The organism is Salinivibrio sp. YCSC6 (assembly GCF_004916735.1).
Taxonomy (GTDB): Bacteria; Pseudomonadota; Gammaproteobacteria; order Enterobacterales; family Vibrionaceae; genus Salinivibrio; species Salinivibrio proteolyticus.
Genome location: NZ_CP039516.1, coordinates 2,877,004 through 2,893,260 on the forward strand (window position 1 = coordinate 2,877,004; position 16,257 = coordinate 2,893,260).

A 16,257-nucleotide genomic window follows, 5' to 3' on the forward strand; every position below is an offset into this window, starting at 1 on the left:
TGAACGCAGCAGTGTAGCTGCTATTTATTACAGGTTTTATTACAAAGTCGCCAACCCCACAACCAAAAAATCACCGCGCCGCCGGCTGCGACCGAAGGTAAGACCTCTACCTGATTGGCAAACAGTATGGTTGCTGTCAGTAGCAAGGTGGCGCCAATACCGAGCATGTAAGTGGCGCGTGAATGACGTTGCCGTGTTTGCAAATAACCATGATAGTAAGCATCGAGCCGTTGGTTGATTTGTCGCCCTTGACGCAATCCGTCATACACCAGCTCTGGGATCTCGGGGAGCTTCTCGGCCCAAAATGGCGCTTTCTCTTTGACCGCCGCCCACACCGCTTGTGGCCCCACTTGCTGTTTCATCCACGACTCTAAAAACGGCTTGGCCGTGGTCCAGAGATCCAACTGCGGGTAGAGCTGACGCCCCAGTCCTTCGATGTAGAGCAAGGTTTTTTGTAACAGTACCAGCTGTGGCTGCACTTCCATATTAAAACGGCGCGCGGTGTTAAATAGGTTCAATAAAACATTACCGAACGAGATTTCGCACAGCGGTTTTTCGAAAATAGGCTCACATACGGTGCGGATGGCAAACTCAAAATCATCCACATTGGTGTCATGCGGCACCCAGCCAGAATCGACGTGCAACTCAGCGACTTTGCGATAATCACGGTTAAAGAACGCGATAAAGTTTTCCGCCAAATAGCGTTTATCGTCGCGATTTAAGGTACCGACAATTCCGCAGTCCAGTCCAATCCACTGCGGGTCATGCGGGTGTTCGTAGGAGACAAACACGTTGCCCGGGTGCATGTCCGCATGGAAAAAGCTATCTCGGAATACTTGGGTAAAGAAGACCTCAACCCCGCGCTCGGCGAGCAATTTCATATCAGTGCCATTCGCTTCCAGCGCTTCGATATCCGACACTTGAATACCATAGATACGCTCAGACACCATCACGTCTTTGCGGCAGTAGTCACTGAATACTTCGGGCACATACAGTGCGGGGTCGTTTTCAAAGTTGCGGCGCAGCTGAATGGTGTTGGCCGCTTCGCGCATTAAGTCCAGCTCATCAAGCAAGGTTTTTTCATACTCGCGGATCACTTCGACCGGCTTTAACCGACGAGCATCAGGCAGAAAACGCGCCACCAGCCGTGCCACGCGATACATCAAGCGCAAGTCAGCTTGAATCACTGGCAAGATATCAGGACGAATCACCTTCAGTACCACTTCACGTCCGTTCGATTTTAAGGTGGCAGTGTGCACTTGCGCGATCGACGCGGAGGCGAGTGGGTTAGGATCAAAGTCGCTGAACCAGGTCTCCAGTGGGCCACCCAGCGAGGCTTCGATTTGCGCCTTGGCTTTGTGTCCATCAAACGGCGCGACTTTATCTTGTAGCTGAGCCAACTCATTGGCGATATCGGCGGGAAAAAGATCACGGCGCGTCGACATCATCTGCCCAAGCTTCACCCACACCGGGCCCAAGCTTTGCAGCGCCAAACGTAGTCGCTCACCCACCGGCTTATCGGGGTGCTGGTTTTTCAACCAAAATAAAGACTGGCGCCCCAGGTGCGCTAAGCGGGTGATCGGCTGCTTAGGCAACAAGGCGTCCAACCCATAAAGCAGCAGGGTGCGAATAATAAAATATAAACGACGAATTTCACTGAGCGTCATTAGGACTCCATCCGTTCAGCCAACTGCTTAAAACGCGCCTCAAGCCTGGCAACATCACTGCGGATCTCATCGACTTGATCCGAAAAGTAAGCCACTTCCAATGGTCCCGGCGCCACGCGCCATTCTTCGGTTAATATCTCGCCAAGGTAGCGCTGCTGACGCGAGGCAAGTTGGTTCGCTTGCTGCCAGCGCTTTTGGGCGTGACTCACCACAGTATGTGCCATCACATCCCCCATATAGGGCGATAGCCACTCGGCAATATCAAACTGCAACCCGCTGAGTAGTTGCGAGAATTGCTGGGCGACATCGATATCGCCATCAAGCGTCAGCTGATCGGCTTTGATCAGCGCGGTGATATTGGCTTTTTGTTGCAGTTTAGGCAGCGCGGCAAGCGAGAGAGAGAGTGCACAGTCAGGCTGTGCTTCGTAGTGGCTGAGCACATCCACACGTTGGCTGAACGCGAAGACAAATTGCTTATTCCACTCTTGCAAAGAAACGCGAATCGTACGGCCTTTGAGGCGCGCCAAACGGCGCTGGCTATCAGCATCGCGTGTGATCACGCCATTTAATGCTGTCTCCAAGGCGGCACACACGAGAGAATCAAAGGCCATACTGGCTCCTTAGAATTTAAATCCGCGGTGCAGGGCGACAATACCACCGGTCAGGTTGTGGTAGCTGGTTTGTTCAAACCCGGCTTGTTCCATCATTCCTTTTAATGTTTCTTGATCAGGGTGCATGCGAATCGACTCGGCCAAGTAGCGGTAGCTATCTGGATCGTTGACAATAAGCTGACCCATTTTCGGCAAGACGTGGAATGAGTAGGCGTCATACACTTTGGAAAGCGGCGCAACGACTGGTTTAGAGAATTCCAAGACCAACAGACGTCCCCCCGGTTTGAGCACACGGAACATCGAACGCAAGGCCGCATCTTTGTCGGTGACGTTACGCAGGCCGAACGCGATGGTGATGCAGTCAAAGTGATCATCGGGAAATGGCAACGCTTCTGCGTTCGCTTGTACGTAACTGACATTGCCTACAATGCCTTTGTCACGCAGTTTGTCTCGGCCCACTTTCAGCATGGAGTTATTGATATCGGCGAGTACCACTTCTCCACTCTCACCGACCAGACGCGAGAATTTGGCGGTCAAATCGCCCGTTCCACCGGCTAAGTCGAGAACTTTCTGCCCTGCGCGCACGCCACTGCAGTCAATGGTAAAACGCTTCCATATCCGATGGATGCCCATCGACATGACGTCGTTCATCAGATCATATTTTGCGGCCACCGAGTGAAATACATTGGCTACCATGCTTTCTTTTTCTTGGCGTTTAACTTGCTGAAAGCCAAAGTCGATGGTCTCTTGGTCCTGATGCGTTTGTTTATCTGTCATGTTAATCCCCTAACGTGTTGGCCCTAGTTTACTTTATCGCCCATCCGGACTCCAAGCGCGGGACCAAGTTTCTTCTATTTGTTCACAGACGAAATGTCAGACACCGGATCGTCTTCATCTGCGCCTCGGGGAGAAAAAGAGGTTAATGCCGCATTCGCAAGCGCTGGACTGATATCGCGTTTTACCTCGACGCCAAGGGCTTTAAAGCCCTCGGCTTGGCGAAGAATATTGCCTCGACCTTGGCTGAGCTTATTCATCGCGCCATGATAGCTGTCGTTCGCTTTGCCCAATGCGCTCCCCAACCCTTCCATGTCGCTGACAAATAAACGTACCTTGTCGTAGAGCTTACTGGCTTTCTCTGCAATTTGTTTGGCGTTCTGATTTTGATATTCGTAGCGCCAAAGGTTATTGATGGTACGCAACGCCACCAGCAAGGTGGTGGGGCTGACTAACATAATATTGTTATCCATCGCCTCACGAATCAGACTAGGATCGGCTTCAATGGCAATTTGGAACGCAGGCTCCACAGGGATAAACATCAACACATAATCCAGCGTCTTCACGCCATGCAGTTGGTGATAGTCTTTGCGTCCAAGGCCACGGATGTGGGCGCGGATCGCTTGCACGTGCTCTTTCAACGCCGCATCTTGCTCGACAATGGACTCCGCATTGTAATAACGCTCGTAGGCCACCAATGCCATCTTGGCATCGATCACCACATCTTTGTCTTGCGGTAATTTGACAATCACGTCCGGTTGATAGCGTTTGCCTTGCTCATTCTCAAGGTTCACTTGAGTATGATATTCATGCCCTTCACGCAAACCGGATTCTTCTAACACTCGCGCCAACACCACTTCGCCCCAGTTACCTTGCTGTTTGTTATCCCCTTTAAGGGCTTGGGTAAGGTTATGGGCTTCGCGAGTCATATCTGCGTTTAATTGCTGCAGATTTTTGATTTCATGAATGAGGGTATGACGCTCTTTGGCTTGTTCGCCAAAACTGTCGGTCACTTGCTTTTTAAACCCTTCTAATTGCGATTTCAGCGGCCCGAGTAAGGTCTCGAGACTCATTTTATTTTGCTCGTCAACGGAGTGAACTTTTTGTTCAAACACTTGATTGGCCAGCTGTTCGAATTGGGCGCGTAAGCGTTCCTCTGCATTTTCGAGCAATGCTTGTTTTTCTTGCGCGGCGTGTAATTGTTGTTCTGCACTCGCTTTCACCTCACGAAGCTCAGCCAGTAATTCGGCCTTTTCGTCCCGCAAGCTATCAAGTTTTTGCTCCAAACTTTGGTTATGTTGACGCAGCTGCTCCAGCTGTCGCAATTTTTCGGCTGCCGACGTGAGCTTACCGTAGTAGTGGCGTAGCTCTTGGCTTAAACGATCACGCTCAACATCCAAGTTATCCAGCTCTTGCTGTTGATGTTCCAGTTGTTGTTGCCAGTGTTCGCGTTGCGCCTCAAAGGCTATTTGCTGCTGATCTTGCTGCGCCTGATACCAATGTTGGTATTGCGCGAGCACGCGTCGATGCACCGCATAACCGAGCACACAGGTACCGCCCGCCCCGAGTAAAAACGCAATAAAATGCAATGAGGTTAACGACAAGCCATCCAGCATAGCGAGGTCTCTATTTTACAGTTAGTTATGTCAGCAAAGGCTAATCGCACACTGGATAAATGTCCAGTCTATCTCAGAGACACGGGATCCCGTAGACTGCCTAAAAACACTGGCATAACCGCAAGGACGCAGCATGCATGATGAGCGCAAGGCGCTGATATTCGCCCTATCAGCCGTCTTACTTTGGTCGACCGTCGCCACCGCATTTAAGATAACGCTACGCTATATGTCGCCCATACAGATGCTGGCCGCCGCCAGTGTCGTCTCTGTGGTGATCCTACTCGTCATTGCCGCGCTCCAAGGCAAATTGGGCGCCATCTGGCCAACCTTTCGCGCGCGACCGGGTTACTACCTCGTATTGGGACTCGTCAATCCACTGATTTATTACTTAGTCCTATTTAAAGCGTACGATCTATTACCTGCCTCATTAGCGCAGCCTTTAAATTACAGCTGGGCCATTACCTTAACGTTGATGGCAGCGCTTTTCTTGGGGCAGACGATTCGTCGTCAAGATTGGATTGCTGCGGCATTGGGGTATTTTGGCGTGGTGATTATTGCCACCAAGGGACAGTTATTTTCGCTGCAATTTGATAGCCCATTAGGGATTGGATTGGCATTATTATCGACACTACTATGGGCAGGCTACTGGATATTAAATACTAAAAACGCTGCCGATCCTGTAGTCGGGATATTATTAAGCTTTGTCCTTTCGCTACCCATTTCTCTTACTTTGGCGGGGCTAACCGCATCATGGCAAGGCATTCCATGGCAAGGGTGGCTCGCGGTGAGTTACGTCGGTCTTTTCGAAATGGGCGTGACATTTATGCTGTGGCTTAGCGCAATGAAATATACTCAGAATACCTCTCGGATCAGTAATCTGATATTTATATCACCGTTTATTTCGCTGCTATTACTCGCCACCATTATTGGTGAGACCATTCATCTAAGCACGTTAATTGGTTTGATGTGTATTGTGGTGGGATTATTAATTCAACAGCGCACAGGCAAGCGTGGCAAACCGTCCGCTGCCAGTGCGTCGTCATAGTCATTCATGTAAAGCTCAGTGGCGTCACCTTATGGGCGCCACAATCACACAGTGTGGACTAAGGGTTAGCCAACTTTACGCTGTGTCATGTACTGATAGAGCTCGTCAGCAGAGAGTCCATCTTGCAGTAAGCCTTGAGTGATTTCTTCAATGCGCTCAGAACGGCGCTCTTCAATCACAGAATTAAATTGGTAAACCAGTTCACGCAAGTATTTCAGTGGCACTTGACGTGCAGCACTGCGTACACGCTCTTCACTTTGGCTACCTAATTCTTGCAGTAATTTGCCAAACATGATTTTTTCTGGCGACTCCTCAAGTTGTTCGAGGACGCGCGCCATTTCGATTGTCGATAATGACATAGTGTGTAACTGACCTTTGAGATAAAAACGAAAAGGAATGAGCGTTAATTCGATTTGCTTAGTAAATATACTCCGAACCACGCACTTTTAGCAAAATAAAAAAACGCTGGCCGGAGCCAGCGAAAAGGGATGATGGGTTGTCGAGACCCCTGCGTTTTGCACGTCTTATTATACTTTGCCAACTGAGACGTTGTTTTTATTGATTTTCTTACCGTTTTACCGTTGCTGCATGCCATTGCTTCCCAACTGGGGACCATAAAATCACGAGACCGGGCAACAAGAGCCACATATGCACTGTCATCAGATCGCTGGCCGATAACCCCAAGCGCTGGGTTAAGCTGACCAAAAGCCCTGCGCCACTCATTTGGAACAATCCCAGCAAGGCTGCCGCTGTGCCAGCACGGTCAGAAAATGGGGCTAAAGCGGCGCCGGCTGACGCGCCTAACACCCAAGCAAAGCCAAATGATGAGGTAAAAATCGGCAACATAAAGGCCCAAGGCGTCGCAATAGAGCTTAATGCCAGCATCAGCCCACCCGAGCCTACCAGCATCATCAAGCCAATATTGAGCGCACGGCGGCTACCAAATTTTTCCATATAGCGCGGCGCTAACATCGCCGCGGCAATGTTTAGTGCCGCGTTAGCACCAAACCAAAAAGTGAAGCTGTTCATGGAAATACCGTATCTATCCATCAGCAATACAGGCGCGGAGGTGACATACGCTAAGATCACCGCCATGGCCAGCATGCAAAGGATGATGTGGTAGGTAAATGTTGGTACGCGTAGCACTTGCCAATAACGGCGTACGCTAAATAGTCGACCCGAGGTGTCCGTATGCGCAGGGCGTGTCTCGGGCAAAAAGGCCATAACTAATACAAACCCTAATACCGCATAACCGAGCATAAAGGTGAAGTTAGCGCGCCAGTCAAAGACTTGGGTAAGCCAGCTCCCCAATAGCGGCGCCAAGGCAGGAACAAAGCAAATCGCGCCATTAAGATAGCTAATCATATGGCCGCTGCGCTCAGCACCGAATCGGTCACGCACCGCTGCAAATGCACACACGGAAGTCGCGCACGCGCCAAAACCTTGCAGCAAACGCGCCACCAGCATCATATCCATTGAGGTGGCGAGCCACGCCATCAAAGAGCTCAGTCCATAGAGCAGTATGCCAATGACGGCTACAGGTTTGCGACCAAAGCGATCAGCCAACGGGCCAGCGAACAGCTGACCTAAGCCTAAGCTAAACATAAACCAAGTGATGGTGTCCTGTACCAACGTCGGGTTAACGTTAAAGTCCCCCGCCATATGCGGCAGCGCCGGTAAATAAATATCAATCGCCATCGGGCTAAACAGCACCAGTAACACCATTAAGGCGACCAGTAAGCGATTCGATGTCGGTGAATCAGTGTGTGACATTGGTTACTCCTCTATACAGGCACGCAGTATAGTGGCTTCAGGATATGAACCATAATGGTTTATAGTAAAAGCAGTTATTCCCAAGGAGAATACCAGCGATGGATTTGGATCAGCTGCAGCGCACCGACCTTAACTTATTGGTGTGCTTACATGTATTGTTGGAAGAGTGTAATGTCACGGGGGCGGCAAAACGCCTGCATTTAAGCCAATCGGCAGTGAGTAAAAACTTAGCCCGACTAAGATCGCTATTTAACGACCCGCTTTTTACGCGAGCAGCCCACGGGCTCAAACCCACCGTTCGGGCGCAAGCCTTACAGGCAAAATTACGGGCTTTACTCAATGATGTTGCGGCGATGACCGAGCCGGACCACTTTCAGCCACACTTAAGTGACCGCTGTTTTCGCTTTGCCCTCGTCGAGAGCGCCTACCCATTGCTACTGCCACAGTTTATTGGCGATATGCTGGAAGCGGCTCCAGCTATCACCCTCAATACCGCTGCTTGGGATCAAACCACCTTTGATGGCCTCGCCCGCGGCAATATCGATTTTGGTATTACCGGTAAAGATTTAAATCCCGCCGATGCCATGTTGACCATGATGCCGCCCAAAGGCGTACGCTACCAAGAGCTTTGCCAAGATCACCAGTGTGTGTTGATGCGCGCCGATCACCCGGCGCTCAAGGGCCCATGGGATGAAGCGCGTTACCTTGGACTGCGACATGTACAGGTGAAGTGTGATGGGAATGACCGCTGGCTGTTGGACTATAAACTGGCAGAGCGTAATATTGAGCGTGACATTGCCATGTACGTGCCAGATTTCAACAGTGCGGCGAGCCTGTGTACCTATACCGACCTGGTGTTTACTTCACCAAGCCAGTTTGCGCATTATATTGCCGCGTCGCTCAATTTGGTGGTAAGGCCGTTACCGACGCCAATACCGCCGATGGCGTACACCTTGTTTTGGCATCAAAATCAAGAAAATGACCCGGGGCACCAATGGCTGAAAGCCTTGATTATTTCACGCTGTCAGCAATTTAGCCCCGCAAAATTGCAGCCTATCGCCAATCGCGCTAGGGTCTAACCCACTGGTTTTTTACGCGTGGCCGAACATGGCAAGTTCACCCCATACAAAGAAGGAAGAATAATGGACGCGACCCTTACCAAGCGTATTGAGCAGCTAAGACACTGGCTGGCTCAACACGATTATGACGCCCTACTCATCCCCCACGAAGACGAATATCTCGGTGAGTATGTGCCTGAGCACAACGAACGCCTTCACTGGGCGACCGGCTTTACCGGCTCAGCAGGCGCTGCGGTGATCACCCGCGACAAGGCGGCAATTTTTGTTGATGGCCGCTATGTGGTTCAAGTCCGTAAGCAAGTCCCCGCCGGCCTGTTTGACTACTGCCACCTGATTGATGAGCCACCGGTGCAATGGGCCCAGCAACAATTGCCAAAAGGTGCCAAGCTGGCTATCGACGCTCGCATGCATAGCGCTGCTTGGTACAAACGTACCCAACGCGCGCTGGATGGGGCTTTGACACTGGTGAGTGTGGAGCAAAACCCGATTGAAAGCTTGTGGGACGATCGCCCCGCCCCGCTTAATAGCCCTGCCATTTTACTGGGCGAAGAGAAAACCGGCCGCGCCAGCTTGGATAAACGTCAAACCATTGGCCAGCAGCTAGCCGATCAGAATCTTGATGCCGCGGTACTCACTCAACCCGATGCCGTCTGTTGGCTGCTCAATATCCGTGGTCGCGATATCCCACGTTTGCCCGTGGTACTGACCCAAGCGATTATCAAGCAATCCGGTGACGTCACCGTGTTTATCGATCCTGACCGTCTCCCCGAAGGCTTTGATGCACACGTGGGCCAAGGCGTGAGCGTCGCGCACCCAGACAGCCTGGTTGATGCCCTGCAAGCGCTGAGCGGTCAACGTGTATTGGTCGACCCAAACGGTGCCAATGCGTGGACACTGGACACGCTCCAACAAGCGCAAGTCACCGTGGTGGAAGCGCAAGACCCATGTGCGCTTGAAAAAGCGGCCAAGAACCCGCAAGAAATCGCCGGTATGCGTGCCTGTCACGTGCGCGATGGTGTTGCCGTGACCCGCTTTTTAGCTTGGTTTGACCGTCAAGTCGACGCCGGTGAACGCCCTGATGAAGCCGTGCTCGCAGACACCCTGTATCAATTCCGCCAACAAGACGATCAACTGGTCGACTTAAGCTTTGATACCATTTCCGCCGCCGGTGGCAATGCGGCCATGTGTCACTATAACCACAACAATCAGCCCAAACCGAGCGTGATTGAGAGCAACAACGTCTACTTGGTCGACTCAGGCGGTCAATACTATGACGGCACCACCGACATTACCCGTACCGTGCCGGTGGGCGAATGCAGCGCTGAGATCAAAAAGGCCTTCACGCTGGTGCTTAAAGGACATATTGCGCTGGCCACCGCGCTGTTCCCGAAAGGCACCTCAGGCAGCCAGCTTGATGCCTTAGCACGCCAGTATTTGTGGCAACACGGCTATGATTTTGACCATGGCACCGGTCACGGTGTCGGGCATTTCTTGGACGTGCACGAAGGTCCGCAGCGCATTTCCAAAGCGCCCAATAGCGTCGCGCTATTGCCGGGCATGGTGGTGTCAAACGAGCCGGGCTACTATCGCGCCGACGCGTTTGGGATCCGGATTGAAAACCTCGAGTTGATTGAAGAAAAGCCCACCGAGGGTGACATGACGATGCTCGGGTTTGCCTCACTCACGCGTGTACCGATCGATCGTCGTTTGGTCGATGTGAGCTTACTCAGCGAGGCGGAAATCCAGTGGTGGAATCGCTATCATCAAACCGTGTGGGATGAAATCAGCCCGCACCTCGATGATCAAGACCAAGCTTGGTTAAAACAAGCGACCGCGCCACTAAGCCGTTAAGTCGCGTCTTCACCGAGTATGAAAAACAAAAAGCGTCCGATTGGACGCTTTTTTTATTCCCCTTTCAGGGCTTTCTCGACCGCTTTAGGCGAAAAGCCGCGCAAGGTGGTATCGCCAATGCAAATCACCGGGACACCCCGCGAGCCAGTTGCCGCCAGCAGCTTCTTGCCTTTGGGCGTGGCTGTATCGACAACACGATAACGCAGCCCTTTTTTATCCAAGTAAGCTTTGGCCGCCTCACAGTGAGGACAGCGCGGACCTACATATACAGTAATACGTTTCATGCCCGCATTGTCGCTAACCCACTGCCGTTTGTGAAGCCATTTGCGCCTGACGCGCCACATCGTAGATGTTATCCCAATCTTTCCATACCACCTCAAAACCGAGGGCACGGACGCTGGCGGCCACCTCTGCCGCGCTCCGTTCATCACTGATGGCAAACTGCTCCAATTGTGGCTCAGGGTTCGCATAACCGCCCGGTTGGGTTTTTGACGCCGCGGATAGGCTCGTGACCCCAAGGGGCAACACATTGTCGCGAAATTGGGGGGACTCTCGTGTCGATAGCGACAGCTCGACCTGCGGATTCCACAACCGATAGGCACAAATCAACTGAACCAGCTGCTTATCCGTCATCACCGATTTTGGCTGTAACGCCCCCGCGCAAGGACGTAAGCGCGGAAAAGATAGCGAATAGCGGCTTTGCCAGTATTGCTTTTCCAAATAATCCAGATGCTGGGCGGTAAAAAAGCTGTCGGTGCGCCAGTCCTCAAGGCCAATCAAGGCGCCGAGACCGATCTTATCGACCCCTGTTTGTGCCAACCTATCTGGGGTTTGCAGCCGGTAGTGAAAGTCGGTTTTATTCCCGCGCTTGTGGTGTTCCCCATAGGTTGGAGCGTGGTAGGTTTCTTGGTACACCATCACCGCATCCACACCTTGTGCCACCAAGGCGCGATACGCGTCGGTATCCAGCGGCTGCACCTCCATCGCCACATGATGAAAGTATTGCTTCACCACCGGTAAGGCGCGGAGAAAATACTCGAGCCCTACCTTGGTTTCATGCTCACCGGTCACCAAGAGCACACTGTCAAAGCCCATTTTTTTGATCGCTTCACACTCGGCGGCGATCTCAGCTTCATCCAGCGTGCGCCGTTTGATTCGGTTTTCCATCGAAAAACCGCAATAGGTACACACGTTGGCGCACAAATTGGAGAGATACAGCGGAATATAAAACCCCATGGTGTAGCCAAAACGCTGCCGCGTCAGCGCCGCAGATTGCTGAGCCATGGCCTCAAGATAGGCTTCAGCGGCTGGGCTGATCAGGGCAGCGAAATCGTCCAAATTGCGCGAGGATTTAGCCAGCGCCCGCTCAACATCTTGGCGCGTTTTGCTGTAAATCAAAAGGCGATGATGATCCCAATCGAGTGCCGCCCACCGCTCAGAAAAGCTCATCACGCCTCCTTAGCGTCAAGAAACGCAGTTAAGGGGCTAGACGCGTGGGCGTGATTGTGTGTGCCCGCCAGCCCAGCGCGATACGCGCAGCGTCCTGCTTCAACCGCTTGTTTAAACGCTGCGCCCATAGCAGTCGGATCGCCAGCCGTGGCAATGGCGGTGTTCACCAAAACTGCATCAGCACCGCGCTCCATCGCTAACGCCGCATCTGACGGTGCACCAATGCCGGCATCAATGATCACCGGCACGCGAGCTTGCTCAATAATGATGTCGAGAAACGCCATTGAGGCCAGTCCTTGGTTGGAGCCAATCGGTGAGCCAAGGGGCATCACCGCCGCGCACCCCACCTCTTCCAAACGCTTACACAGCACAGGATCGGCATGACAATATGGCAGCACCACAAACCCCTCATCTACAAGGGTTTTCGCCGCTTGAAGGGTTTCAATCGGATCAGGCATCAGATACTTAGGGTCGGGGTGAATTTCCAGCTTTACCCAAGGCGTTCCTAATGCTTCTCGAGCAAGACGCGCGGCAAACACCGCTTCTTGCGCATTTTTCGCCCCCGAGGTATTGGGCAGCAGGCGCACACCGAGCTCGCGCAGCGGGGTTAAAATATCGTCTTGTGTGGCATGCACATCGACTCGCCTTAGCGCCATGGTGACCAGCTCAGTACCACTGGCCGCCAGTGATTCGGCCATGACCTTGCGACTGGCAAACTTGCCCGTGCCGGTTAACAGCCGAGATGAAAACGTCGTATCCGCAATGGTTAACATAATTATCCTCCGGCAATCGCTTGAAAGACCGCCAAGCTATCGCCAGCGGCAAGTGACGTGGATGACCAAGCATCGCGCGCAATAATGGTCTGATTTAGCGCGACAGCGACCGATTCGGCCGGCACCTTCATCTCCTCAATTAATTGCGCGACGGTCGTGGCATTGACCTCTGTAGGCGTGTCATTAATGATTAACCGCATCATTTACCTCCCGCATTGGCTGACAAACCGCACAGTGCGGATGAACGGGCAGCGAAAAGTGCTGCCATGTCATGGTTTGTCCATCCAGTCTTGACAAGCGATTGGTACCGACCGCTTGCCCTAATAACAGTTTTATTCCTTCCAACGCTTGCGCGGTGGCCATCATACCGACCACAGGTCCCATTACCCCGGCTTCAGAACAGCGCGTGGGTTCAGACAGCGTCACGTCTGCGAAGGCGCACGCATAACATGCGCTATGCGGTTGATAAACCAATAACTGGCCTTGCCAACCGATCGCCGCTGCGCTCACCAAGGGTGTACCAGCCTCTACACAGGCTTGATTGACTGCATGGCGAGTAGCGAGATTATCACTGCAATCAAGAACCACATCCGCCATCGCCACTTCAAGCGCCAGACGCTCACCTTCTAGATAGGCATTGATGGCTCGGCACTGGCAATGTGGATTCAGCGCGACCAAGTTAGCGGCTAGCGCTGCGGCTTTATCGGTGCCAATTTGCTCATCCCGATACGCCACCTGACGCGCCAAATTAGATAGCTCAACATGGTCCGAGTCAGCAATCGCTAACTGACCCACGCCAGCGCCTGCAAGATAGAGGCCCGCGGTGGTTCCAAGCCCACCGGCACCGACCATTAACACGCGCGCCTTGCTCAGTGCCTGCTGCCCGCACTCTCCAACTTCTGGCAGCATGATTTGCCGGCTATAACGCAGGTATTCACTGTCCGATAGCATCACGCCCTCCTTGCTGTCTTGATGGATTAAGACAGCGGTTAAATGCGTCAATGCGCGCCGCTAAATCAGGCGCTTGCGTCACGGCGCGGACCACCGCAATGGCGTCCACGCCGGTGCGCCAAACGTCAGGGGCTCGGTCGAGATCAATACCGCCAATCGCCACCGTCGGGAAACGGCCATCCACAGCCACCACCTGCTGCGCTAACGCTGAAATGCCTTGCGGTGGCTCGACGAGCTGTTTGGTGGTGGTGGGAAAAATATGGCCGATGGCGAGATAACTGGGCGAGAGTTCAACCGCTGCAGCGAGCTGTTCGGGACTGCGTGTCGATACGCCAAGGCGCACGCCTTGTCGTGCGAGCCGATCAAGATCCGCCTCTTGTAAGTCTTGCTGCCCCAGATGAACACCATAGGCGCCAGCCTCAAGCGCGAGCTGCCAGTGATCGTTGATAAACACCTGCGCATGGTGCGCGCGGCCCAATGCCACCGCGCGCTGTACCCAATCCGCCAATTGAGGATGCCCCGGCTGCTTCACACGCAGTTGCACGGTTTTCACCCCCAAGCAAAGCAAGCGTTCGAGCAAATCCACATCGTCCACCACCGGATATAATGGGCCTATACCTTCAGACATAGGCGCAAACGGGGTCAGGCTCATGATTCCACCTTATCGCTGTCCGCTACCTCAGCGCCTTGTGGTGACGAATGATGGGATTTTTGCAGGTAGAGCTCACTGCCCTTTTCTCGAAACTCTTGCGATTTTTGCTGCATGCCTGCTAACGGGTCTTCCAGCATAGTGACATCAATCGCTTCACCCGCGGCGGCATAGCCATTTTCTTTGGCGTAGTCCCGGACTTCCTGGCTGATTTTCATGGAGCAGAACTTCGGTCCACACATCGAGCAAAAATGTGCGACCTTGCCCGACTCTTGAGGCAGTGTTTCATCGTGATAGGCGCGTGCCGTGAACGGATCAAGGGATAGATTGAACTGGTCTTCCCAGCGGAATTCAAAGCGCGCTTTAGAAATGGCGTTATCACGCACCTGCGCCCCCGGGTGTCCTTTAGCTAAGTCCGCAGCATGCGCGCAAAGCTTGTAGGTGATAAGCCCAATTTTAACATCCTCCTTATTGGGCAGACCCAGATGTTCTTTAGGCGTGACATAACAGAGCATCGCACACCCAAACCAGCCAATCATCGCCGCACCAATGCCGGAGGTAATATGATCGTAACCGGGAGCAATGTCGGTGGTTAGCGGGCCGAGAGTATAGAAAGGCGCTTCATGGCAATGGGTGAGCTGCTCGTCCATGTTCTCTTTGATCATATGCATGGGCACGTGGCCAGGGCCTTCAATCATCACCTGCACATCGTATTCCCATGCCACCTTGGTGAGCTCGCCCAGGGTACGTAGCTCACTGAATTGCGCTTCGTCGTTCGCGTCTGCCACTGAGCCGGGACGCAGCCCATCGCCCAACGACAAAGACACGTCGTAAGCGGCACAGATTTCGCAGATTTCGCGAAAATGGGTATACAGGAAACTTTCTTGATGATGCGCCAAGCACCATTTGGCGATAATCGATCCACCGCGCGAGACAATCCCAGTCACGCGATTGGCGGTCATGGGCACATAGTGCAAACGCACCCCAGCGTGAATGGTAAAGTAGTCGACCCCTTGCTCGGCTTGCTCTATCAAGGTATCGCGCATGACTTCCCAGGTCAGGTCTTCGGCAATGCCGTTCACTTTCTCAAGCGCCTGATACATAGGCACAGTGCCAATCGGGACTGGGCTATTACGTAAAATCCACTCGCGAGTTTCGTGGATATTGCGTCCGGTCGATAAATCCATCACCGTATCGGCTCCCCAACGGGTCGCCCACACCAACTTTTCGGTTTCTTCTTCAATGGAGGAGCTCACCGCTGAGTTACCAATATTGGCATTCACTTTCACCAGAAAGTTACGCCCAATGATCATCGGCTCCGCTTCTGGGTGGTTAATGTTGGCAGGAATAATCGCACGCCCTTCAGCGACCTCTTGGCGCACAAATTCGGGAGTGATGTTTGATGGCAAGTGAGCACCAAAGCTTTCCCCAGGATGCTGGCGGTTTAGTTGCTCTTCACGATACTGCTGGCGACCCATATTTTCCCGGATAGCGATAAATTCCATCTCTGGGGTGATAATGCCTTGGCGTGCGTAGTGAAGTTGGGTCACACACTGGTTAGGTTTCGCCCGACGGATAGACGGTAAGGCACTAAAGCGAAGATCATCCAAGGTTTCATCACTAAGGCGAGTCTTTGCATAGTCTGAGCTCACTGCATCAAGGAACTCTGTATCGGCACGTTCATCAATCCAGGCTTTGCGTACTGGGGCTAAGCCTTGGTAAATATCGATAGCACTCTGTGGGTCGGTATAAGGCCCTGATGTGTCATAAACCCGAATGGATTCATTGGCTTCATACTGCGGATTATCTTTACTCCCGCCTACAAAAGTAGGAGAAAGGTGGATTTCGCGCATGCCTACGCGAATATCGGGTCGCGATCCCTCGACATAGACTTTTTCCGAGTTAGGGTAGGTTTGCGCAGAGAGGGAATCGATAAAAGATTTGGCCTCAAGGCGGGCCTGTTTACGGGTCGACATAGCATTACTCCGGTGTTCATTATGGGAATTAATGCTTGCCGGA

16 protein-coding genes are annotated in these 16,257 nt (G+C 52.7%); 3 read left to right on the top strand and 13 right to left on the bottom strand.

All coding sequences use genetic code 11. The annotated features are described in order from the left end of the window. Positions 1–20 precede the first annotated feature (20 nt). The 4 genes from ubiB to rmuC form a co-directional block, all read right to left on the bottom strand. A complete protein-coding gene (gene ubiB, locus E8E00_RS13430) occupies positions 21–1,667 on the bottom strand; it encodes a ubiquinone biosynthesis regulatory protein kinase UbiB (RefSeq protein ID WP_077677979.1) in 1,647 nt (548 codons plus the stop codon). After that, positions 1,667–2,278, bottom strand: a complete 612-nt coding sequence (locus tag E8E00_RS13435) for an SCP2 domain-containing protein (protein WP_096630380.1) — start codon at positions 2,276–2,278, stop codon at positions 1,667–1,669. The genes ubiB and E8E00_RS13435 overlap by 1 nt, the downstream gene beginning before the upstream one ends. 9 nt (positions 2,279–2,287) lie before the next feature. Continuing rightward, complete coding sequence (ubiE, locus tag E8E00_RS13440; protein ID WP_069588234.1) at positions 2,288–3,055, bottom strand: bifunctional demethylmenaquinone methyltransferase/2-methoxy-6-polyprenyl-1,4-benzoquinol methylase UbiE; 768 nt, start codon at positions 3,053–3,055, stop codon at positions 2,288–2,290. 74 nt (positions 3,056–3,129) lie between these two features. Beyond that, complete coding sequence (gene rmuC / locus E8E00_RS13445) at positions 3,130–4,668, bottom strand: DNA recombination protein RmuC (protein ID WP_096630378.1); 1,539 nt, start codon at positions 4,666–4,668, stop codon at positions 3,130–3,132. 133 nt (positions 4,669–4,801) lie between these two features. Between rmuC and E8E00_RS13450 the strand changes: the two genes are divergently transcribed. Beyond that, the gene (locus E8E00_RS13450; RefSeq protein ID WP_069588236.1) at positions 4,802–5,713 is read left to right on the top strand and encodes a DMT family transporter; all 912 of its coding nucleotides are present in this window, start codon (positions 4,802–4,804) and stop codon (positions 5,711–5,713) included. 65 nt (positions 5,714–5,778) lie between these two features. On the opposite strand, the gene E8E00_RS13455 is transcribed toward E8E00_RS13450, so the two are convergent. Further along, complete coding sequence (locus tag E8E00_RS13455; RefSeq protein WP_069588237.1) at positions 5,779–6,072, bottom strand: hypothetical protein; 294 nt, start codon at positions 6,070–6,072, stop codon at positions 5,779–5,781. A gap of 208 nt (positions 6,073–6,280) precedes the next feature. Next, a complete protein-coding gene (locus E8E00_RS13460; RefSeq protein WP_096630375.1) occupies positions 6,281–7,486 on the bottom strand; it encodes a multidrug effflux MFS transporter in 1,206 nt (401 codons plus the stop codon). 98 nt (positions 7,487–7,584) lie between these two features. On the opposite strand from E8E00_RS13460, the gene E8E00_RS13465 reads away from it, so the two are divergent. Both E8E00_RS13465 and E8E00_RS13470 read left to right on the top strand, forming a co-directional pair. Further along, positions 7,585–8,565, top strand: coding sequence for a LysR family transcriptional regulator (locus tag E8E00_RS13465; protein ID WP_096630373.1), 981 nt, complete (start codon positions 7,585–7,587; stop codon positions 8,563–8,565). 63 nt (positions 8,566–8,628) lie between these two features. After that, positions 8,629–10,416, top strand: coding sequence for an aminopeptidase P family protein (locus tag E8E00_RS13470; RefSeq protein WP_096630371.1), 1,788 nt, complete (start codon positions 8,629–8,631; stop codon positions 10,414–10,416). Between the two features lie 53 nt (positions 10,417–10,469). On the opposite strand, the gene E8E00_RS13475 is transcribed toward E8E00_RS13470, so the two are convergent. The 7 genes from E8E00_RS13475 to thiC are packed head-to-tail and all read right to left on the bottom strand — an operon-like array spanning position 10,470 to position 16,214. Next, complete coding sequence (locus E8E00_RS13475; RefSeq protein WP_069361819.1) at positions 10,470–10,700, bottom strand: glutaredoxin family protein; 231 nt, start codon at positions 10,698–10,700, stop codon at positions 10,470–10,472. Between the two features lie 13 nt (positions 10,701–10,713). Continuing rightward, the gene (gene thiH, locus E8E00_RS13480) at positions 10,714–11,865 is read right to left on the bottom strand and encodes a 2-iminoacetate synthase ThiH (RefSeq protein ID WP_096630369.1); all 1,152 of its coding nucleotides are present in this window, start codon (positions 11,863–11,865) and stop codon (positions 10,714–10,716) included. Further along, positions 11,865–12,638 (bottom strand): thiazole synthase, encoded by a 774-nt coding sequence (locus tag E8E00_RS13485; protein WP_096630367.1) that lies wholly within the window; start codon positions 12,636–12,638, stop codon positions 11,865–11,867. Before E8E00_RS13485 ends, thiH begins: the two co-directional genes overlap by 1 nt. Before the next feature lie 2 nt (positions 12,639–12,640). Continuing rightward, positions 12,641–12,841, bottom strand: a complete 201-nt coding sequence (gene thiS / locus E8E00_RS13490) for a sulfur carrier protein ThiS (protein WP_096630364.1) — start codon at positions 12,839–12,841, stop codon at positions 12,641–12,643. Then, positions 12,822–13,589, bottom strand: coding sequence for a HesA/MoeB/ThiF family protein (locus E8E00_RS13495; protein WP_069586809.1), 768 nt, complete (start codon positions 13,587–13,589; stop codon positions 12,822–12,824). The genes thiS and E8E00_RS13495 overlap by 20 nt, the downstream gene beginning before the upstream one ends. Further along, positions 13,573–14,241, bottom strand: a complete 669-nt coding sequence (gene thiE / locus E8E00_RS13500; protein ID WP_096630362.1) for a thiamine phosphate synthase — start codon at positions 14,239–14,241, stop codon at positions 13,573–13,575. The genes E8E00_RS13495 and thiE overlap by 17 nt, the downstream gene beginning before the upstream one ends. Continuing rightward, entirely contained in the window at positions 14,238–16,214 is a 1,977-nt protein-coding gene (thiC, locus tag E8E00_RS13505) for a phosphomethylpyrimidine synthase ThiC (protein WP_096630359.1), read from the bottom strand. Before thiC ends, thiE begins: the two co-directional genes overlap by 4 nt. Positions 16,215–16,257: the final 43 nt, after the last annotated feature.